Genomic DNA, 18,254 nt, shown 5'->3' with positions numbered 1-18,254 from the left:
GTCCGCGCCTACAGGGTGGCGACGTACTGCTGCGCCTGCTCGACGGCGACCAGCGTCGCCGCGAGGCATTCCTCCAGCTCCTGGCCCGCCTGGGTCAGCGAGGACTGGGCGGCCTCGACCGTCTCGTGCCCGCTGCCCTCCAGCGCCCCGGCCAGGGTCTGCTGCGCCTCGGCCAGTTTCTCCCCGGCGGCCTGCACCGCGCTCTGGCCGTCACCGATCTGTTGGAGGGCGATGTCGATGGCTGCCTTCAACTCGGCGACGCTCGCCACGGGGGACCTCCTGGGGGCGGGGAGAGATCTCCATTACAACCCATCCGCCGGAGGGAGAGAACATCCGCCCTGCCCCTGTTCCTGCCCGGCTGTCCGGTTGCCGTCCTGACGTGCGCGAAGGCCCCTCACGTACCCGCCGCCGGTCCTGTCGCCGGTGCGGCCGGTCCCGTCCACGGGACTCGTCGTCAGGGGCGGACCCGCCGTGGCCCGTACACCTCGGCCCCGAGCGCCACCACCCGCTCCCGCAACCCCCGGTCGGCCGTCACCACCGCGCGGCGGCGGTTCCCGGCCCCGGCGACCAGCTCGACGATCGTGTCGTCGCCCGAGCCGGGGGCGGCGACCACCGTGACCTCCGGCGTCCCGGTGACCCCGCGCGCCGCTCCCTCCACCACCAGCACCACCTCGACCGGTCCGGGCAGCTCCGGTGACAGGCCCGTTCCGGCCAGCGCGGCCAGCCCGTCGCGCAGCCGCGCCGCGGCGCCGGCGCGGTCTCGCCACCAGCCGTCCGGGCGGGAGCCGACCACGTTGGCGGCGTCGACGATCAGCAGCGGTACCCGGTCCATCCCCACAGCCTGCCACCGCGTTTGTCGCCCGGGCCGCCGGGTAGCCACCGGCGACCGTGCCGCGCCCGCGGAGTCGCTCCCGGCGACCGTGCCGCGCCCGACAGCGGAGGACAGAGATGATGGGACCCGGCGACTTCGGCTCCGACCCGTGGGACGAGTTCCTGGCCCGGTACTTCGGCCGGGGAGAGGGTGGGCGCCGGCCGGCGCACCGGGTCGACATCACCCGGCTGATGACCGCCGACGCGCGGGAGATGCTGGCCGACGCGGCCCGCCGCGCCGCGCAGAAACACAGCAACGACCTGGACACCGACCACCTGCTCTGGGCGGCGCTGCAGCGCGAACCGCTGCGCGACCTGGTCCGGCGCGCCGGCGCGGACCCGGACGCCCTGGTCAACGCCCTCGGCGGGCGGGGAGAGGGCGCCCCGCGCGGCGAGGTGCCACCGAACCTGTCGCTGACCCCGGCGGCCAAGCGCGCCCTGCTCGACGCCCACCAGCTGTCCCGGGCGATGGGCGCGAACTACATCGGTCCCGAGCACATCCTGATGGCGCTGCCGCTCAACCCGGAGTCACCGGCCGGCCGGATGCTCGCCGCCGGGCGGATCCAGCCGGAGTCGTTGCAGGCCGCCGGCGCCGAGCGGGGCGCGATGCCCGGGCCGAAGCCCGACCGGGGCACGCCGACCCTCGACCAGTACGGCCAGGATCTCACCGAACTGGCCCGGATGGACCAGATCGACCCGGTGGTCGGCCGGGCCGACGAGATCGAGCAGGCCGTGGAGATCCTGTCCCGGCGCACCAAGAACAACCCGGTGCTGATCGGTGAGGCCGGTGTCGGCAAGACCGCCATCGTGGAGGGGCTGGCCGAGCGGATCTGCGACGGCGACGTGCCGCAGACCCTGATCGGCAAGCGGGTGGTCCAGCTGGACCTGGCCGGCCTGGTCGCCGGCACCCGCTACCGGGGTGACTTCGAGGAACGCCTGAAGAAGGTGATCGACGAGATCCGGGCGCACCGCGACGAGCTGATCGTCTTCCTCGACGAGATCCACACCCTGGTCGGCGCGGGCGGCGCCGGCAGCGAGGGCGGCATGGACGCCTCCAACATGCTCAAGCCCGCCCTGGCCCGCGGCGAGCTGCGGGTGATCGGCGCGACCACGCTGGACGAGTACCGCAAGAGCATCGAGAAGGACGCCGCGCTGGCCCGCCGCTTCCAGCCGGTCTTCGTGCCCGAGCCGAGCGTCGAGGACACCGTGGCCATCCTGCGCGGGCTGCGCGACCGCTACGAGGCGCACCACCAGGTCCGGTTCAGCGACGAGGCGCTGGTCGCCGCCGCCGAACTGTCCGACCGGTACGTCACCGACCGCTACCTGCCGGACAAGGCTATCGACCTGATCGACCAGGCCGGCGCCCGGATCCGGCTGCGCACCCGCACCCCGGCCTCGGACGTCCGCGAGCTGGAACAGCAGCTCGACGACGTCCGCCGGGACAAGGAGCAGGCCGTCGCCGACGAGCAGTACGAGAAGGCGTCCCAGCTGCGCGACCGGCTCGCCGAGCTGGAGGAGCAGATCCGCCGCGCCCGGGGCGACGGGGACACCAACCACGTGCCGTCGGTGGGCCCCCGCGAGATCGCCGAGGTGGTCTCCCGGTCGACCGGCATCCCGATCAACCAGCTCACCGAGGAGGAACGCGACCGGCTGCTGCGGCTGGAGGGTCACCTGCACGAGAAGGTGGTCGGCCAGGACGACGCGGTCACCGCCGTCGCCGAGGCGGTCCGCCGCTCGCGTACCGGCCTGGCCGACCCGGAGCGGCCGATGGGCAGCTTCCTCTTCCTCGGCCCGACCGGCGTCGGCAAGACCGAACTGGCCCGGGCGCTGGCCGAGGCGCTCTTCGGCGAGGCCGACCGGATGGTCCGGGTGGACATGAGCGAGTTCCAGGAGCGGCACACCGTCGCCCGGCTGATCGGGGCGCCCCCCGGCTACGTCGGGTACGAGGAGGCCGGCCAGCTCACCGAGGCGGTCCGCCGCCGCCCGTACGCGGTGGTGCTGCTCGACGAGATCGAGAAGGCGCACCCGGACGTCTTCAACATCCTGCTCCAGGTCCTCGACGACGGGCGCCTCACCGACAGCCAGGGCCGCACGGTGAACTTCAAGAACACCGTGCTGATCATGACGAGCAACCTGGGCTCCGAGCTGATCACCGGCACCCAGCGCGCGGTCGGCTTCGGCACCGGCGAGCCCGGCAGCAGCCAGGAGAGCGACGAGCTGCGCGAGCGGCTGATGCGCCGGCTCCAGGAGAACTTCCGCCCCGAGTTCCTCAACCGGATCGACGAGGTGATCATCTTCCGCCGGCTGGAGCAGCAGCAGCTGCGTCAGATCACCGAGCTGCTGCTGGAGGAGACCCGCCGCCGGCTGCACGCCCAGGACATCGAGGTCGACGTCACCACCGCCGGGGTCGACTGGCTGGCCGAGCACGGCTACCAGCCGGAGTTCGGCGCCCGCCCGCTGCGCCGCACCATCCAGCGGGAGGTGGACAACCGGCTGTCCCGGATGCTGCTGGAGAACGCGGTCAACTCCGGGCAGAAGGTCACCGTCGACGCCCGCGACGGGCAGCTCACCTTCGACGTGACCGCCGGCGAGCGCGGCTACTCGGCGGCCACCACGTCCCATCCGAGGTGAGGCGGAGGAGGCGGAACCGATGCGCGATCCCGAGGAGAGCGACGAACGGACCGAACCGATCGTGGCGCCGCCGACGGCGAACCCGGCCCGGGTGCGGGTGCCGCCGGAGGGCCTGAAGCAGCAACCCGATGACGGGGACCCGGCGCCGACCGGGCCGGCCGAAGAGGAGGCGTGATGGTACGCGAGACGCGGCTCGACCCCGAGGTCGAGGTCATCTGGGAGGACTTCCACGCCGAGGTCAACGTCGGATCCGAACAGCTACGGCAGTGGCTGCTCACCCGCGGCTCCGGCGAGGAGGCGTTCGGCCCGGACCCCACGATGGACCTGCCCGAGCCCGGCCGGCAGATCCTGCACGTGCTGACCAAGCGCAAGGTGGACCTCACCCCGGCCGACGTCGAGGTGATGCGGACGGCGATCGACCGGATCCGCGAGCTGACCGCGGAGAAACCCCGCCGGGGCAACGCCGACGACCAGTGGCGGCACGCCCTGCTCGACCTCGGTCACGACGTCCTCGTCGAACGCTGAGGCCGGACGGCCGACGGCCCCGCCCCGTCCCGGGGTGGGGCCGCCGGCGTCAACCGGTCACTCGGACTTCAGGCTGGGCAGTTGCAGGCCGGCGGTGTCCGCGGCGGCCTGCCGCTCGCCGCGGGCCCGCTCCTCCCGGCTGAGCAGGTTGGCGTACTCGGCGACGTCGGCCGGGTCGGGTACGTCCGGCAGGCGCCGCAGGAAGGCCTCGAGGTCACGGGCGGCGGCGGTGGCGGTGGCGGCCGCCTGACGCAGCAGCTCCCGCTCGTCGGCGGCCGGGTAGAGATCGGTCATGCTGCCCTGATACCCGTCATCGCCCGGTTCGCACCCCACCGCCCCCGGCCACCGGATCCGCCCCGGCCCGGCGTACCCCGAAGTCGGGGTTGCCCAGCAGCCAGGCCAGGTAGCCGGGGTGCGCGGCCAGCGAGTCGGTGTACGCGGCCACCGCCGCCTCCAGCACCGCGCCGGCGTGCCGGGCGGCCGGCGAGTCGGGGTGCCAGCCGAGCAGCAGCCGCCAGCGCAACGGCACCCCGGCCAGCCGGCGGGTCACCAGCTCCGCCGGGGGCCGGAAGGTGGCCTGGCACAACGCCACCGCCTCGCCCGCCTCCACCAGGTCGACGCAGCCGCGCACGTCGGTCTCGTACACCTTGCTCGGGGTGAAACCGGCGCGGGCGCAGGCGGCGGCGAAGCAGTCGCCGAAGCAGCCGTCGCCCGGCGCCGCCACCCACCGCTCGCGGCGCAGCTCCACCAGGGGCACCTCGGCGCGGCCGGCCAGCGGATGGGTCCGCGGCAACAGCACCAGCACCGGATCCACCGCCACCTCCCGCCAGCGCAGCCCGAACTCGGCCGACGGGGTGGTGTCCCCGCACGCGCCGACCAGCGCGAAGTCCAGCCGGCCGCCGGCGGCCAGCTGGGCCAGCTCGTCCACCGACCAGGAGGCGTACGTGCTGATCTGGGCCTGCGGCTGATCCGCGCCGAGCCGGTGCACCAGCCGGCCCAGGATCGGGCTGTTCACCCCGCCGAAGCGGTACCGGGTGGGGGTGACGCCCGCGCCGGCCAGCCGGGCCGCCTCGTCCTGGAGGCCCTTCATCGCCGGCAGCAGCACCCGCGCCCGGGCCAGCACCAGCTCACCCAGGGCGGTCGGCCGGGCGCCCCGGCGGTCCCGTTCGAAGAGCGCGCCACCCAGCGTCCGCTCGATCCGCTGGAGCTGGGCGGTCAGCGCGGGCTGCGCCAGGCCGAGCGTCGAGGCCGCCTTGGTCACGCTCCCCGTCTCGGCGATCGCGCAGACGACCCGCAGGTGTCGCAGCTCCAGATTCATACCGTGACGGTAGGACCACGCAGCGGCAGACGGAAGGGTACGGACCGGCGAACGGCGACGCCGTCCCGACCGGTCAGCCGCGCGGCCCCCGGTCCAGGTCCGCCAGGTACGTCCGGCGGCGGCTCACCGCGTCCCGGACCTTGTCCACCACCCCGACCGCCGGCTCGACGATCCGGTTCCACGGCGGGGTCGCCGGGGTGCCCGGGTGCGGCCGGGTCGGCGCCGCCTCCTCGGCGATCTGCCACCGGTTGCCCAACCGGATCAGCTCCGCGTCGGTGGCCACCTCCCGCAGCGGGGTGACCAGCGCGGTGACCCGGCCGACGTGCCGACGGACCCGGTCGACCACGTCGGCCAGCGCCTCGTCCTCGGGGCCGGCGAGCCCCTTGAGCGCGGTGAGCAGCGCGCCGTCCGCCTGGATCTCCCGGTCGACCAGCTCGGCGCTGGCCGGCACCGCGGCGCGGGCGGCGGGGAAGAGGTACTGCTCCTCGGCCGACAGGTGCCGGGACACCGCGGCGGTGAGCACCTCCAGCACCTCCCGGCGGCGCTGCGGCGTCGCGTCCGCCGCCGTCACCTCGTCGCAGAGCTCCAGCAGCTGCCGGTGCTCCCGGTCCACCAGGTCGGCCATGCTCCGGCCGCCGGGCCGGTAGGTGTCGTCCGCGGCCGGCGGCAGCGGCGGCAGGGGTACGGACATGGTGCCCTCCTCGACTGGCGACCGGCCGGGCGCTGGCCCGCTGAGACCGGTGCGGGGACGCCCAGCGCGGTACCCGGACGCCGCGCGCGCGAAACGCCACCCGGTTCGGCCCGCGCCGCCGCCGCGGCCGAGGCGGCGTGCCGGGCGGGGCGGCTGGTATGAAGAACGGATGACGAGCGACGCCGCCTCCGCCCGACCGGACCCCACCGACGAGGTCGTCGACCTCTGCCGCGACCTGCTGCGCATCGACACCACCAACACCGGCGACAACGCCACCAGCGCCGGGGAACGCCGGGCTGCCGAGTACGTCGCCGAGAAGCTCGCCGAGGTCGGCGTCGAGTCGCGGCTGGTCGAGTCCGCGCCCGGCCGGGCCAACCTGGTCGCCCGCATCCCCGGTGCCGACCCGGGCCGCGACGCGCTGCTGGTGCACGGCCACCTGGACGTGGTGCCCGCCGACGCCGACGAGTGGTCGGTGCACCCGTTCTCCGGCGAGGTCCGCGACGGCTACCTGTGGGGCCGTGGCGCGATCGACATGAAGGACTTCGACGCCATGGTGCTCGCCGTGGTCCGCGACTGGCAGCGCACCGGGGTCCGCCCGCCGCGCGACATCGTGCTGGCGTACACCGCCGACGAGGAGGCCGGCAGCGACTACGGCGCCCGCTACCTGGTGGAGCGGCACCCCGACCTCTTCGACGGCTGCACCGAGGCGATCGGCGAGGTCGGCGGCTTCTCCTACTCGGTCAACGACGCCACCCGGCTCTATCTCATCGAGACCGCCGAGAAGGGACTGGACTGGCTGCGGCTGCACGCCAAGGGCCGCCCCGGGCACGGCTCGTTCATCCACGACGACAACGCGGTCACCGCGCTGGCCGAGGCGGTCGCCCGGATCGGCCGGCACCGCTTCCCGGTCACCGTCACCGACACCGTGCGGGCCTTCCTGGCGGAGGTCTCCGACGTCCTCGGCGTCGAGCTGGACCCGGAGGACCCGGAGACCGCCATCTCCAAGCTCGGCCCGATCGCCAACATCATCGGCGCCACCATCCGTAGCACCGCCAACCCGACCCGCCTTCAGGCCGGCTACAAGGACAACGTCATCCCCGGTCGGGCGACCGCCACCATCGACTGCCGCAGCCTGCCGGGCCAGTCGGAGATGCTGGAGCAGCAGCTGCGCGAGCTGGTCGGCCCGGACATCGACATCGAGTACATCCAGCGCCAGCCCGCCTGGGAGACCACCTTCGACGGTGACCTGGTCGCCGCCATGTCGGCGGCGCTGCGCGCCGAGGACCCGGGCGCCCGGCCGGTGCCGTACATGCTCTCCGGCGGCACCGACGCCAAGGCGTTCGCGCAGCTCGGCATCCGCTGCTTCGGGTTCGCGCCGCTGCGGCTGCCCGCCGACCTCAATTTCTCCGCCCTCTTCCACGGCATCGACGAGCGGGTGCCGGTGGACGGGCTACAGTTCGGCGTGCGGGTTCTCGACCGGTTCCTCCGCAGCTGCTGACCGGCTGCGGTCCTTCCCACCCGGCCCGAACCTCCCCCCATCGCGAAGGGACTGCCTCACATGACCGACCAGCACGGTGAGCTGGACGCTGCCCTCGAGCGCGTGATCGAGACCGCCCGCCGGCACCTGGCCGCCGTCCGCGCCGCCCAGGGCCGGGTCGACGACGACGACGTCTGGCAGGCGTACGTGGCGTTGAACAACGCCTCCTACGCCTACGACGAGTTGCTGCTCGACGCCTTCGGGGAGGTCACCCCCTGGGACGTGGAGTCCATCGACCCGGACGAGGCCGACGAGCGGTTCGCCGGCGCCGAGGGCGTCGAGGCCTCCGACCCGCACCCGCGGGTCATCTCGGTGCGTCAGCGCCGCGACTACCGGGTGCCGAGCATCGCGGCGCTGGTCCGGGTCGCCGACGCGGCCCGCCGCGAGAGCACCCCGGAGGGCGACGAGCCGGCGCCGGTCGAGGGCGTCGGCGAGGCGGTGCTGGAGCTGCTCCAGAGCGGCGACGGTTCGCTGTCCGCGCTGGACGTGCCGGAGCTGGAGCCGCTGGACGGCGTGGTGATGGTCAGCGAGGTGGGCACCCCGGTGGACCTGGAGTCGTTCGACGACGACGACCCGGTGGGCCCGTTCCAGCCGGCCGCCGACGACCGCCTCGTGGGCCGGCTCGACGAGCACCCGTACCTGGACGACGAGGAGCACGACCACGCCGGCCACAGCCACTAGGGCACGGAAGAACGTCGGGGCCGGGCCGTGGTACGCGGTCCGGCCCCGACGCGTACGCCCGCCGAACTAGTACGACAGGCCCGGCTCCAGCTTGTTGACCCGGCGCCGGCGCAGCATCACCTGCCGCGTCCCGTCCCGGAACAGCTGGACCCGGGCCAACTCCCAGCCGGAGAACTCCGCCTGGATCGCCAGCTGCACCGCGGCGGTCACCCGGTCGACGTTCGGCGGCAACCGCAGTGGCGCGTATTCGTAGTCCATGCCGTCCATGCTGCCCAGCTCGCGGGCCCGGCGCCACCCCCTGGCCGGTGACCCGCGCCGCCCGGGAACCGGACAGTCGGGCTCAGCCGTCGCGTTCCGGGTAGCCGACCGGCATCGCCGACACGTCGTCGAGGGCGGTGACGATCTCCTCGGGCAGGGTCATCCGCTCGACCTGGAGCGCGCCGAGCAGCTGCCCCACCGTCCGGGCGCCCAGGATCGGCGCGGTCACCCCGGGCCGGTCCCGGATCCACGCCAGCGCCACCTCCAGCGGCGAGACGCCCAGCCCACCGGCCGCCGTGGCGACCGCCTCCACGATGCTGGAGCAGCGCGGGTCCAGGTAGCTTGCGACGAAGCGTTCGAAGTGCGGCGACACCGCTCGGGAGTCCGCCGGGCGACCGTTGCGGTACTTGCCGGTGAGCACCCCCCGACCCAGCGGCGACCAGGGCAGCACCCCCAGCCCCATCGACTCGCAGGCCGGCAGCACCTCGCGCTCCACCCCCCGCTCCAGGAGTGAGTACTCCACCTGCGCGGCGACCACCGGCGCGCGGCCCGGCCAGGCGGCCTGCCAGGCGGCGGCCCGGGCGGTCTGCCAGCCGGCGAAGTTCGACACCCCCACGTACCGGGCCCTCCCGCTGGACACCGCGTGGTCCAGGGCCGACAGGGTCTCCTCCAGCGGGGTGTGCGGGTCGTACCCGTGCACCTGCCACAGATCGACGTGGTCGGTGCCGAGCCGGCGCAGCGACGCCTCCAGGGTGCGCAGCAGGTGCCCCCGGGAGCCGTCCCGGCGGCGGCCGCTGCCCGGCCGCAGCCCCGCCTTGGTGGCGATGAGCAGCTCGTCGCGGGGGACCAGGCCACCCAGCAGCGACCCGATGACCGACTCGGCGTCGCCGTCGGCGTACACGTCGGCGGTGTCGACCAGGTTGCCGCCCGCGTCGAGGTAGCTCTTCAGCTGGGCGGCCGCGTCGTCGGCATCGGTGTCCCGTCCCCAGGTCATGGTGCCGAGCGCGAGCCGCGAAACCGCCAGCCCGCTTCGGCCGAGCGGTCGCTGTTGCATGGGTGAACCTTATTTCGAAGCTGCCGTCACGGATATCCTCGCCCGGAGTCAACTTCCCGCTTCACCCGCCGGACGGTGTGACGTTTTCGGGTGAGCCGGTGATCGGGCCCACGTCCGGCATTGCGTAACCTGGTGCGACCTGTGGTGCGGATGGGGGAGGACCAGTGCGACTCGGGCTCAGCCTCGGATACCAGACGGCGTGGAGTACGCCGGCAGACCACCTGGCTCTGGCGCAGGAGGCGGACCGACTCGGCTACTCGGTGGTGTGGGCGGCGGAGGCGTACGGCTCCGACTCGCCGAGCATGCTCGCGTGGATGGCCGGTCAGACCGAACGGATCGACGTGGGCGCCGCGGTGATGCAGATCCCCGCCCGTACCCCGGCGATGACCGCGATGACCGCGGCGACGATCGACGCCCTCTCCGGCGGCCGGTTCCGGCTCGGCCTGGGCGTCTCCGGGCCGCAGGTCTCCGAGGGCTGGCACGGCGTGCGCTTCGCCAAGCCGCTGGCGCGCACCCGCGAGTACGTCGACATCGTCAAGCTGGCGGTGGCCCGCAAGGAGGTCGCGTACGACGGCGAGCACTACACCCTGCCGCTGCCGGACGGGCCCGGCAAGGCGCTGCGGCTGGGCTTCCACCCGCCCCGCGAGCACATCCCGATCTACCTGGCCGCCGTCGGCCCGAAGAACCTCGAACTGGCCGGCGAGATCGCCGACGGCTGGCTGGCCGTCTTCTACGCCCCCGAGTTCGCCGAGGAGCAACTCGCCTCGGTGCGCGCCGGCCGGGCGAAGGCCGGCAAGGAACTGGCCGGCTTCGACGTGGTCCCTTCGGTGCCGGTGGTGGTCGGTGACGACGTGGCGTCCTGCGCCGAGCTGGTCCGCTGGTACGCCGCGCTCTACGTCGGCGGGATGGGCAGCCGGCAGCAGAACTTCTACAACCAGCTCGCCACCCGGATGGGCTACGGCGACGCCGCCCGCGAGGTGCAGGACCTCTACCTGGCCAAGCGGCAGCGCGACGCCGCCGCCGCGGTGCCGATGGAGTTCATCGACCGCACCTCGCTGCTCGGCCCGAAGGAGCGCATCGCCGAGCGGATGCGCGAGTACGCCGCGGCCGGCGTCACCACCCTGTCGGTGACCCTCTTCGTGGCCGACCGGGACAGCGGCGTGCAGACCCTGCGGACCGTCGCCGAGGCCCTGGAGCTCTCCGGAGTCGGCGAGTGACCTGGATCGAGGCCATCGTCCTGGGCATCGTCCAGGGGCTCACCGAGTTCCTTCCGGTCTCCTCCTCGGGGCACCTGCGGATCACCTCGGCCATCTTCTTCGGCCGGGACGCCGGTGCGTCGTTCACCGCGGTGACGCAGCTCGGCACCGAGGCCGCCGTGCTGATCTACTTCTTCAAGGACATCTGGCGGATCGTCCGTACCTGGTGCCTGGGGTTGGTCGACAAGTCGGTGCGGTCCAGCCTCGACTACCGGATGGGCTGGTACGTCATCGTCGGCACCATCCCGATCGGCATCCTCGGTCTGCTGTTCAAGGACCAGATCCGCACCGCCGGCCGGAACCTGTACCTGATCTCCTTCACGCTGATCTTCTTCGCCCTGGTGCTGGCCTTCGCCGAGTACTGGGGTCGACAGACCCGCACCCTGGAGAACTTCCGGATGCGCGACGGCGTGGCGATGGGTCTGGGCCAGGCCATGGCACTCATCCCGGGCGTCTCCCGTTCCGGCGGAACGCTGACGGTCGGCCTGTTGCTCAACCTCACCCGGGAGACCGCGGCGCGGTACTCGTTCCTGCTGGCCATCCCGGCCGTGGTGATCTCCGGGGTGTTCAGCATCCCGGACGTCTTCGAACCGTCCGCCCCGGGCACGGCCGCGCCGAGCGTCGCGCAGATGATCGTCGCGACGGCGATCGCCTTCGGCATCGGGTACGCGGCCATCGCCTGGCTGCTGCGGTACGTCGCGCACCACACGCTGTACCTGTTCGTGCTGTACCGGGTGGCGCTCGGGACGCTGGTCCTCTGCCTGCTGCTGACGGGGACGATCAGCGCTACCTGACAGTTCGGTTGAATACGCCGCTGGCCGGCACCCGTCGGGGTGCCGGCCAGCGTTCGTTCATGGGTCAGTTGTTCCAGTGCTGGGCGACGAGGTCGGCGGCCTGCTGCTCCCACTGGGCGTAGGCGTCGGGGTAGGCCGAGACCTGGACGGTCTGGGCGGCGTCGGTCAGGGGCATGTCCTGCCAGCCGTCGACCTGCTTGAGGCCCTTCAGGAACGCGGTGGTGGAGTAGGCGGGGTCGGTGATCTGCTCCGGCGAACCCCAACCACTGGACGGGCGCTGCTGGAACAGACCCAGCGAGTCATGGTCGTTCTTGTCGCCCAGGTGGCCGAGGTTCTCCAGCTTCGACTCCTGCAAGCTGGTGGCGATCGAGATGACCGCGGCCCGCTCGGGCAGGCCGGCCTTCTTCGTGGCGGCGATGATCGCCTTGGCGTTGGCGGTCTGCTCGTCGTTCAGGTCGATCTTCGACTGGGTGCCCTGCACACCATGCGGGATCAGCGCCTTGGCGTCAGGCTTGTCGGCCTGCTGCACCGCGGCCGGGGTGAGGGCGGTGGTGGGGGTGGTGTCGGCGTGGTTCAGCGGACCGGCGGCCATCCCACCGGCGAAGGCCAGACCAGCGATACCCAGCACACTCTTGGTCAGCATCTTGTTCATGGGGAAGCTCCGTTCGGGGGTTGGCGCGGCACCCGATGGGGGTCGGGCGACGCGCAAGCACCGTCAGGCGCTCGAAAAGATCCAGGGGGAAAGTCTTTGGGTGTCCGGCACGGCCACGGACCCTGCGGGGGCTCGTCGTGGCGGCGGACCATGTGTAACGACCTCGGACCCGGGATCATTCCGGGGCCCGGCCCGATCCGTCGGGGCATCGGTGCTGGCAGCCGGGGGTGCTGCTGCGGTCGTCCAGTGGATGTAACGACCCGGCCCCGGCCGCCATTCCGCCGCCGGGGTGCGACCGGTCACCCCGGATTCGGACAACCGACCCCAGACCGCCCAAGCGCCCCGATGACTCACCCGGCGGACGGGCCGGTGGGTGCCGGTGAGGCACCTGCGGGTGCGCACCAGCCGAGGTGCGGGACGGGCCGGCCGGTGCCGCGGGGCCGCAGCCGTCCCCCTGAGCTCGTCGGGCGGGCGGGACGCCACCGGGGCCGCCGCGGGTGGTGGGGCGGTGTCAGGCCCTAGGGTGGTCACCGTGGCGACCCTTCTGCTTCTGCGACACGGCCGGACCACCGCGAACGCCGAGGGCGGTCTGGCCGGCCGGCAGCCGGTGGAGCTCGACGACACCGGCCGGGCCCAGGCGGCGGCCGTCGGCGAGCGCCTCAAGGGGCTGCCGCTGGCCGCCGTGGTGACCAGCCCGCTGATCCGTTGCCGGCAGACTCTCGAGCTGGCCCTGCCGCAGTCCACCCCGGTGGTGGAGGAGGGGCTGATCGAGTGCGGGTACGGCAGCTGGGAGGGGCAGCCGCTGAAGAAGCTGGCGAAGGAGCCGCTCTGGCCGGTGGTCCAGCAGCACCCCAGCGCGGCGGTCTTCCCCGAGGGGGAGGCGATGGCCGCGATGGCCGCGCGTGCGGTGGCGGCGGTGCGCTCGTGGGACGCCCGGATCACCGCCGAACACGGCCCGGAGGCGGTCTGGCTCGCCTGTAGCCACGGGGACGTGATCAAGGCCATCGTCGCCGACGCCCTCGGCGTACACCTGGATCTCTTTCAGCGGATCGTGGCGGACCCGGCGTCGGTGACCGCGGTCCGATACACCCCGCTACGCCCGTTCCTGGTCCGGCTCAACGACACCGGCGGCGACCTGGCGGGCCTGGTGCCGCCGGCGCGCAAACGGCGCCGGCGGGCCACCCGGGCGACGGACTCCGACGCGGCGGTCGGCGGTGGCGCGGGGGCGGCCCGGTGAGCAGCGCCGCCACGCCCGGGACGGCGGCGGGGGAGCACCGGCGTTTCGCCCTCGGCGGAACCACCCTCGGTGCGCTGCGCGTCGTTCCCACCCGCCGGATAGGGTCGTGGGTATGACCCACCAGGTGCACGCCTTCGAGCCGCCGGAGCGGTTCGTCGCCGGGACCGTCGGGCCGCCGGGGGAGCGCACGTTCTTCCTGCAGGCGCGCGGCGGCGGCCGGCTGGTCAGCGTCGCGCTTGAGAAGGTGCAGGTGTCCCTGCTCGCCGAGAAGCTCGAGGAGCTGCTCGTCGAGGCGCAGCGCCGGTTCGGCGTGGACCTGCCCGAGGCGCCCGTGGCCCCCGTCGTCGGCGACAACGAGCCGCTCGACACCCCTGTCGACGAGGAGTTCCGCGTCGGCACCCTCGGCCTGGCCTTCGACGTCGACACCGCCACCGTGGTGATCGAGGCGATCGCGGCCGGGGAGGCCGAGACCGAGGTCGAGCTCGGCGGCGACGACGAGGACGACGACGATGACGACGAGGTCGAGGAGCTGGACGAGGACCTCGACCGGCTGCGGGTGCGGCTGACCCCGGAGGCGACCCGCGAGTTCATCGCCCGGGCCCGCCGGGTGGTCAACGCCGGCCGGCCGCCCTGCCCGCTCTGCGGTCAGCCGCTGGACCCCGCCGGGCACCTCTGCCCGCGGCACAACGGTTACCACCGGTGACGTCGTCGGAACTCCGACCCCGGCAGGACGAGCGTGCCGCTCTGCGGCTGCTGCACGACGGTGAGCTGGAGCTGGAGGGCCGGTTGGTCGACGCCTCCAACACCACGCTGCGCGGCATCGTCACCCTGGACGGGGTGAGCGCCCGCTGCGTCTACAAGCCGGTGCGGGGCGAGCGCCCGCTGTGGGACTTCCCCGACGGCACCCTGGCCGGCCGGGAGGTCGCGGCATACCTCGTCTCCCGGGCCAGCGGCTGGGGCCTCGTCCCGCCCACGGTGCTGCGGGACGGCCCGTTCGGCCCTGGCTCCTGCCAGCTGTGGATCGACGAGCCGGAGGACGCCGAGCCGCTGGTCGGCTTCGTCCCGGCGGACGCGCTGCCGCCGCGCTGGTTCCCGGTCGCGGCGGCCCGGGACGACGACGGCGCCGCGTACGCGCTGGCGCACGCCGACGACCCGCGGCTGGCCCGCCTCGCGGTGCTCGACGCGGTGATCAACAACGCCGACCGCAAGGGCGGCCACGTGCTGGTCGGCCCGGAGGACCGGATCTACGGCGTCGACCACGGGGTGAGCTTCCACGTCGAGGAGAAGCTGCGTACGGTCCTCTGGGGCTGGGCCGGCCGGCAGTTGCCGCCGGACGCGGTGGAGATGCTCGACGGCCTGGTCGACCAGGTCACCGGGGCGTTCGGTGAGGAGCTGGCCGAGCACCTCACCATCTCCGAGGTGGCCGAGCTGGCCGCCCGCTGCGAACGGCTGCGCGACGCCGGCGCCTTCCCGCTGCCCTCGGAGGACTGGCCGGCGATCCCCTGGCCGCCGATGTGAATCGCTGTCATGTTGATCACCCGAGTGCTGGCAGTGGCCCGTGCCGGGCGGACGGCTCGTTAGGCTGGGGTAATGGAGTCTTGGGCGGGTCACGAGGTGCCACGGCTGCCGGGTGAGGGCAGCACCCTGGGGTTGTACGACTCGGCGCGGCAGCGCGTCCAGCCCAGCCGTCCCGACGGCACGGCCACCATGTACGTCTGCGGCATCACCCCGTACGACGCCACCCACCTCGGCCACGCCGCCACCATGATCACCTTTGACCTGGTGCAGCGGATGTGGCGCGACGCCGGCCTTTCCGTGCGGTACGTGCAGAACGTCACCGACATCGACGATCCGCTGCTGGAGCGCGCCAACCGCGACGGCGAGGACTGGAAGGTCCTGGCCATGCGGGAGACCGCGCTGTTCCGGGAGGACATGGAGGCCCTGCGGATCATCCCGCCGGCGCACTACGTGGGCGCGGTGGAGTCCATCCCGGACATCGCCGAGAAGGTCGAGGTGCTGCTCAAGGACGGCGCCGCGTACCGGCTCGACGACGGCACCGGCGACGTCTACTTCGACATCAGCGCCGCACCCCGGTTCGGTTACGAGTCCAACCTGTCCCGCGCGGAGATGCTGGAGATCTTCCCGGAGCGCGGTGGCGACCCGGACCGGGCCGGCAAGCGCGACCCGCTGGACCCGCTGCTGTGGCGCGGCGCCCGCGAGGGTGAGCCCTCGTGGCCGGGCGGCGAGCTGGGCGCGGGCCGCCCCGGCTGGCACATCGAGTGCGCCGTCGTCGCGCTGAACCTGCTCGGCGACCAGATCTCCGTGCAGGGCGGCGGCAACGACCTGCTCTTCCCGCACCACGAGTGCTCGGCCGCGCACGCCGAGCGGCTCACCGGCCAGACGCCCTTCGCCGACCACTACGTGCACGCCGGCATGATCGGCCTGGACGGCGAGAAGATGTCCAAGTCCCGGGGCAACCTGGTCTTCGTCTCCCGGCTGCGGGCCGACCGGGTGGACCCGATGGCGGTCCGGCTGGCGCTGATCAGCGGCCACTACCGCGCCGACCGCTCCTGGACCGACGACCTGCTGACCACCGCCGAGCAGCGGCTGGACCGCTGGCGGCGGGCCGCCGCCGCGCCCGCCGGGCCGTCCGGGGCCGAGCTGGTGGCCGGCGTACGCGCCCGGCTGGCCGACGACCTGGACACTCCGGGCGCCCTGGCGCTGGCCGACGCGTGGGCCGACCGGGCGCTCGCCGGGGTCGCCGACGACGCGCAGGCCCCGAAGCTCTTCGCCGACACCGTCGACGCCCTCCTCGGCGTCCGCCTGTAAGGAGGGGCCCCCTGTCAACGCCTCCGGTATGGCAGGGGCCCCTTCTTGACGCTCAGCCCAGGACGAGGCCGGGGTCGGGGTCCTGCTCGGGAACGGGGCCGGGGATCCGGTACTCCTCGGTGAGGGTGGTCATCGGCCCGGGCCAGGTGGCCTGGGCGACCTCGATCGGCTTGTGGTGGGCGTCGTAGGCGACGTGCAGCAGGTGCAGCACCGGCGTGTCCGGGCGGATCTGCAACGTCTCCGCCTCCTCCCGGCTGGGCTGCCGGGCGCTGATGGTGTCGGTCGCGGTGGCGTACCGGCGGCCGGTGGCCTCCTCGGCCTCCTGGTAGAGCGGGCGGCCGAACGCCTCGGCGCGTTCCAGGGAGGTGCCGGCGGTGTCGGCCGGCAGGAACCAGGAGGCGCCGACCTCGACCGGTGAGTCCTCGGTGCGTACCAGGTGCCGGCGGCAGAGCAGGTCGGTGCCGTCGGCGACGCCGAACGCGTCGGCCACCTCCGGCGGCGCGGGGGATCGGCCCACCGAGACCAGTTGCTGCCGGTACCGGGCGGCCAGGTCGGTGTGGTAGCCGCGGAAGCCGCCGTACCGGCCCCGGGAGAGCCGGTTGAGCCGCCGCCGGGTGCCCCGGACGTACGTACCCGAGCCGGGCTTGGTGATCAGGATGCCCTCGACCCGCAGCTGGTCGACGGCGCGCTGCACGGTCTGCTTCGCGACGCCGAACATCTCGGCGATGGCCGGGATGGACGGCAGCCGCTCGCCCGGCCCCCAGTCGCCGCGGCGCACCTGGGCCTTGAGCTGCGCGGCGATCTGCCGGTGCGGGAACTCGGCGGCCCCCGGGTTGATCTGCACGCCCGCCTCCTCAGAACAGCTAGGTTCCTAGGATGCCCTACGCGCGGTGTCGAGGGAAGCCGGGCACGCGCGGAACGTCGGTAGATCGCCTCCGGACGGAGCGCGGGTCAACCCCAGTCGGGGCCGCGGGCGTCGCGCCGCGCGGCCGCCGACAGGGGGACGTTCACCAGGAGCCGGCGGTGGGGCCGGCGGAGCCGCCGCGACGGCGCAGGTACTTCTCGAACTCCTGGGCGATCTCGTCCCCGGTCAACGGGGTGATGCCGGCGTCGCCGACCCGCTCCTCCAGCTCGCGCACGTACTCGCCCAGCTCGGCGTCCTGCTCGGCGGCACTGTGTACCCGCTGCTCCCACTCGGCGGCCTCCTCGGCCAGGTCGGCCATCGGCACCGGCAGGTCGAGCACCTCCTCGACCCGGTGCAGCAGGGCCAGGGTCGCCTTCGGGCAGGGCGGGTTGTTGGCGTAGTGCGGCACGTGCACCCAGAAGGAGACGGCGTCGACCTCGGCCCGGGTGCAGGCGTCGTGCAGCACCCCGACGATGCCGGTCGGTCCGTCGTAGCGGGTCGGGGTGAGCTGGTAGCGGCGGGCGGACTCCGCGTCCGAGGCGCTGCCGGTGATCGGCAGGGGCCGGGTGTACGGCACGTCGGCCAGCAGCGCGCCGAGCAGCACCACCCGCTCGACCTCCAGGCTGTGGCAGATCTCCAGCACCTGCTCGCAGAAGGTGCGCCACCGCATGCTCGGCTCGATGCCCCGGATCAGCACCACGTCGCGCTCGGTGCCCTCGGGGCTGGCCACCATGAACCGGGTCGTCGGCCACTCCACCCGCCGGGTCTCACCCTCGGCCATCGTGATCGTCGGCCGGCTGACCTGGAAGTCGTAGAAGTCCTCCGGGTCCAGCTCGGTCACCTGGCGGGCCTGCCAGACCTGCTCCAGGTGTTCCACCGCGGCGGTGGAGGCGTCCGCGGCGTCGTTCCAACCCTCGAAGGCCGCGATCGCCACCGGGGACCGCAGCACCGGCAGTCCGTCGAACTCGGTCACGCCGTCACCCCGCCCTGTTCGTCGGCCCGGACGGTGGCGTCCTT

Annotated in this window: 21 protein-coding genes; 11 read left to right on the top strand and 10 right to left on the bottom strand. The window is 73.5% G+C overall.

Annotated elements, in window-relative coordinates; all coding sequences use genetic code 11:
* Positions 1-8: 8 nt before the first annotated feature.
* Together GA0070564_RS15940 and GA0070564_RS15935 are read right to left on the bottom strand one after the other, a co-directional pair.
* Positions 9-269 carry a hypothetical protein gene (locus tag GA0070564_RS15940; protein ID WP_091609428.1) on the bottom strand — a complete coding sequence of 87 codons (261 nt, stop codon included), beginning with the start codon at positions 267-269 and terminating at the stop codon, positions 9-11.
* Positions 270-454: 185 nt separating this feature from the next.
* Positions 455-832: a hypothetical protein gene (locus GA0070564_RS15935; protein ID WP_091609427.1), complete on the bottom strand. Its 378-nt coding sequence runs from the start codon at positions 830-832 to the stop codon at positions 455-457.
* Between the two features lie 116 nt (positions 833-948).
* Here GA0070564_RS15935 and GA0070564_RS15930 point away from each other — a divergent pair, with 116 nt between their 5' ends.
* The 3 genes from GA0070564_RS15930 to GA0070564_RS15925 are packed head-to-tail and all read left to right on the top strand — an operon-like array spanning position 949 to position 4,026.
* Complete coding sequence (locus GA0070564_RS15930) at positions 949-3,501, top strand: ATP-dependent Clp protease ATP-binding subunit (RefSeq protein ID WP_091609426.1); 2,553 nt, start codon at positions 949-951, stop codon at positions 3,499-3,501.
* 19 nt (positions 3,502-3,520) lie between these two features.
* Positions 3,521-3,676, top strand: a complete 156-nt coding sequence (locus GA0070564_RS29320) for a hypothetical protein (protein ID WP_176730689.1) — start codon at positions 3,521-3,523, stop codon at positions 3,674-3,676.
* A complete protein-coding gene (locus GA0070564_RS15925; RefSeq protein ID WP_091609425.1) occupies positions 3,676-4,026 on the top strand; it encodes a DUF3140 domain-containing protein in 351 nt (116 codons plus the stop codon). The genes GA0070564_RS29320 and GA0070564_RS15925 overlap by 1 nt, the downstream gene beginning before the upstream one ends.
* A gap of 57 nt (positions 4,027-4,083) precedes the next feature.
* Here the strand turns inward: GA0070564_RS15925 and GA0070564_RS15920 are convergent, their stop codons facing one another.
* From GA0070564_RS15920 to GA0070564_RS15910, 3 genes are all read right to left on the bottom strand, one after another.
* On the bottom strand, positions 4,084-4,320 hold the full coding sequence (locus tag GA0070564_RS15920) for a hypothetical protein (RefSeq protein WP_091609424.1): 237 nt from the start codon (positions 4,318-4,320) through the stop codon (positions 4,084-4,086).
* Between the two features lie 16 nt (positions 4,321-4,336).
* Positions 4,337-5,344: a LysR family transcriptional regulator gene (locus GA0070564_RS15915; protein ID WP_091609423.1), complete on the bottom strand. Its 1,008-nt coding sequence runs from the start codon at positions 5,342-5,344 to the stop codon at positions 4,337-4,339.
* A gap of 73 nt (positions 5,345-5,417) precedes the next feature.
* Positions 5,418-6,035, bottom strand: a complete 618-nt coding sequence (locus tag GA0070564_RS15910; RefSeq protein WP_091609422.1) for a hemerythrin domain-containing protein — start codon at positions 6,033-6,035, stop codon at positions 5,418-5,420.
* Positions 6,036-6,204: 169 nt separating this feature from the next.
* Between GA0070564_RS15910 and GA0070564_RS15905 the strand changes: the two genes are divergently transcribed.
* Positions 6,205-7,533, top strand: a complete 1,329-nt coding sequence (locus tag GA0070564_RS15905; RefSeq protein ID WP_091609421.1) for a M20/M25/M40 family metallo-hydrolase — start codon at positions 6,205-6,207, stop codon at positions 7,531-7,533.
* A 60-nt stretch (positions 7,534-7,593) separates the two neighbouring features.
* A complete protein-coding gene (locus GA0070564_RS15900; RefSeq protein WP_091609420.1) occupies positions 7,594-8,253 on the top strand; it encodes a hypothetical protein in 660 nt (219 codons plus the stop codon).
* Positions 8,254-8,319: 66 nt separating this feature from the next.
* Here GA0070564_RS15900 and GA0070564_RS15895 read toward each other — a convergent pair whose 3' ends face one another.
* Together GA0070564_RS15895 and GA0070564_RS15890 are read right to left on the bottom strand one after the other, a co-directional pair.
* Positions 8,320-8,511, bottom strand: a complete 192-nt coding sequence (locus GA0070564_RS15895) for a DUF5703 family protein (protein WP_088973730.1) — start codon at positions 8,509-8,511, stop codon at positions 8,320-8,322.
* Between the two features lie 82 nt (positions 8,512-8,593).
* On the bottom strand, positions 8,594-9,565 hold the full coding sequence (locus tag GA0070564_RS15890; protein ID WP_091609419.1) for an aldo/keto reductase: 972 nt from the start codon (positions 9,563-9,565) through the stop codon (positions 8,594-8,596).
* 164 nt (positions 9,566-9,729) lie between these two features.
* On the opposite strand from GA0070564_RS15890, the gene GA0070564_RS15885 reads away from it, so the two are divergent.
* Both GA0070564_RS15885 and GA0070564_RS15880 read left to right on the top strand, forming a co-directional pair.
* On the top strand, positions 9,730-10,782 hold the full coding sequence (locus GA0070564_RS15885; RefSeq protein WP_091609418.1) for an LLM class F420-dependent oxidoreductase: 1,053 nt from the start codon (positions 9,730-9,732) through the stop codon (positions 10,780-10,782).
* Entirely contained in the window at positions 10,779-11,615 is an 837-nt protein-coding gene (locus GA0070564_RS15880; protein ID WP_091609417.1) for an undecaprenyl-diphosphate phosphatase, read from the top strand. The genes GA0070564_RS15885 and GA0070564_RS15880 overlap by 4 nt, the downstream gene beginning before the upstream one ends.
* A gap of 64 nt (positions 11,616-11,679) precedes the next feature.
* Here GA0070564_RS15880 and GA0070564_RS15875 read toward each other — a convergent pair whose 3' ends face one another.
* Positions 11,680-12,267 (bottom strand): hypothetical protein, encoded by a 588-nt coding sequence (locus tag GA0070564_RS15875; protein WP_091609416.1) that lies wholly within the window; start codon positions 12,265-12,267, stop codon positions 11,680-11,682.
* A 523-nt stretch (positions 12,268-12,790) separates the two neighbouring features.
* Between GA0070564_RS15875 and GA0070564_RS15870 the strand changes: the two genes are divergently transcribed.
* The 4 genes from GA0070564_RS15870 (at position 12,791) to mshC (ending at position 16,333) form a co-directional block, all read left to right on the top strand.
* Positions 12,791-13,504, top strand: coding sequence for a histidine phosphatase family protein (locus tag GA0070564_RS15870; protein WP_091609415.1), 714 nt, complete (start codon positions 12,791-12,793; stop codon positions 13,502-13,504).
* Positions 13,505-13,616: 112 nt separating this feature from the next.
* On the top strand, positions 13,617-14,207 hold the full coding sequence (locus tag GA0070564_RS15865; RefSeq protein WP_091609414.1) for a DUF3090 domain-containing protein: 591 nt from the start codon (positions 13,617-13,619) through the stop codon (positions 14,205-14,207).
* Positions 14,204-15,022: an SCO1664 family protein gene (locus GA0070564_RS15860; RefSeq protein WP_091609413.1), complete on the top strand. Its 819-nt coding sequence runs from the start codon at positions 14,204-14,206 to the stop codon at positions 15,020-15,022. Before GA0070564_RS15865 ends, GA0070564_RS15860 begins: the two co-directional genes overlap by 4 nt.
* Positions 15,023-15,094: 72 nt before the next feature.
* Positions 15,095-16,333, top strand: coding sequence for a cysteine--1-D-myo-inosityl 2-amino-2-deoxy-alpha-D-glucopyranoside ligase (gene mshC, locus GA0070564_RS15855; RefSeq protein WP_091609412.1), 1,239 nt, complete (start codon positions 15,095-15,097; stop codon positions 16,331-16,333).
* Between the two features lie 52 nt (positions 16,334-16,385).
* Here mshC and GA0070564_RS15850 read toward each other — a convergent pair whose 3' ends face one another.
* The gene (locus GA0070564_RS15850) at positions 16,386-17,177 is read right to left on the bottom strand and encodes a GntR family transcriptional regulator (protein WP_091609411.1); all 792 of its coding nucleotides are present in this window, start codon (positions 17,175-17,177) and stop codon (positions 16,386-16,388) included.
* 163 nt (positions 17,178-17,340) lie between these two features.
* Positions 17,341-18,210 carry a PAC2 family protein gene (locus GA0070564_RS15845; RefSeq protein ID WP_091609410.1) on the bottom strand — a complete coding sequence of 290 codons (870 nt, stop codon included), beginning with the start codon at positions 18,208-18,210 and terminating at the stop codon, positions 17,341-17,343.
* Positions 18,211-18,254: the final 44 nt, after the last annotated feature.

Origin of the sequence: Micromonospora mirobrigensis, from assembly GCF_900091555.1 — a bacterium.
GTDB lineage: Bacteria > Actinomycetota > Actinomycetes > Mycobacteriales > Micromonosporaceae > Micromonospora > Micromonospora mirobrigensis.
Note: the sequence above shows the minus strand (reverse complement) of the source record. Positions and strands in the feature narration are given on the sequence as shown.

Bases quoted from the DNA above. Each gene is read 5' to 3' on its own strand.
- GA0070564_RS15935 (WP_091609427.1), bottom strand. From the start codon at position 832: ATGGACCGGGTACCGCTGCTGATCGTCGACGCCGCCAACGTGGTCGGC.
- GA0070564_RS15930 (WP_091609426.1), top strand. From the start codon at position 949: ATGATGGGACCCGGCGACTTCGGCTCCGACCCGTGGGACGAGTTCCTG.
- GA0070564_RS29320 (WP_176730689.1), top strand. From the start codon at position 3,521: ATGCGCGATCCCGAGGAGAGCGACGAACGGACCGAACCGATCGTGGCG.
- GA0070564_RS15925 (WP_091609425.1), top strand. From the start codon at position 3,676: ATGGTACGCGAGACGCGGCTCGACCCCGAGGTCGAGGTCATCTGGGAG.
- GA0070564_RS15920 (WP_091609424.1), bottom strand. From the start codon at position 4,320: ATGACCGATCTCTACCCGGCCGCCGACGAGCGGGAGCTGCTGCGTCAG.
- GA0070564_RS15915 (WP_091609423.1), bottom strand. From the start codon at position 5,344: ATGAATCTGGAGCTGCGACACCTGCGGGTCGTCTGCGCGATCGCCGAG.
- GA0070564_RS15910 (WP_091609422.1), bottom strand. From the start codon at position 6,035: ATGTCCGTACCCCTGCCGCCGCTGCCGCCGGCCGCGGACGACACCTAC.
- GA0070564_RS15905 (WP_091609421.1), top strand. From the start codon at position 6,205: ATGACGAGCGACGCCGCCTCCGCCCGACCGGACCCCACCGACGAGGTC.
- GA0070564_RS15900 (WP_091609420.1), top strand. From the start codon at position 7,594: ATGACCGACCAGCACGGTGAGCTGGACGCTGCCCTCGAGCGCGTGATC.
- GA0070564_RS15895 (WP_088973730.1), bottom strand. From the start codon at position 8,511: ATGGACTACGAATACGCGCCACTGCGGTTGCCGCCGAACGTCGACCGG.
- GA0070564_RS15890 (WP_091609419.1), bottom strand. From the start codon at position 9,565: ATGCAACAGCGACCGCTCGGCCGAAGCGGGCTGGCGGTTTCGCGGCTC.
- GA0070564_RS15875 (WP_091609416.1), bottom strand. From the start codon at position 12,267: ATGAACAAGATGCTGACCAAGAGTGTGCTGGGTATCGCTGGTCTGGCC.
- GA0070564_RS15865 (WP_091609414.1), top strand. From the start codon at position 13,617: ATGACCCACCAGGTGCACGCCTTCGAGCCGCCGGAGCGGTTCGTCGCC.
- mshC (WP_091609412.1), top strand. From the start codon at position 15,095: ATGGAGTCTTGGGCGGGTCACGAGGTGCCACGGCTGCCGGGTGAGGGC.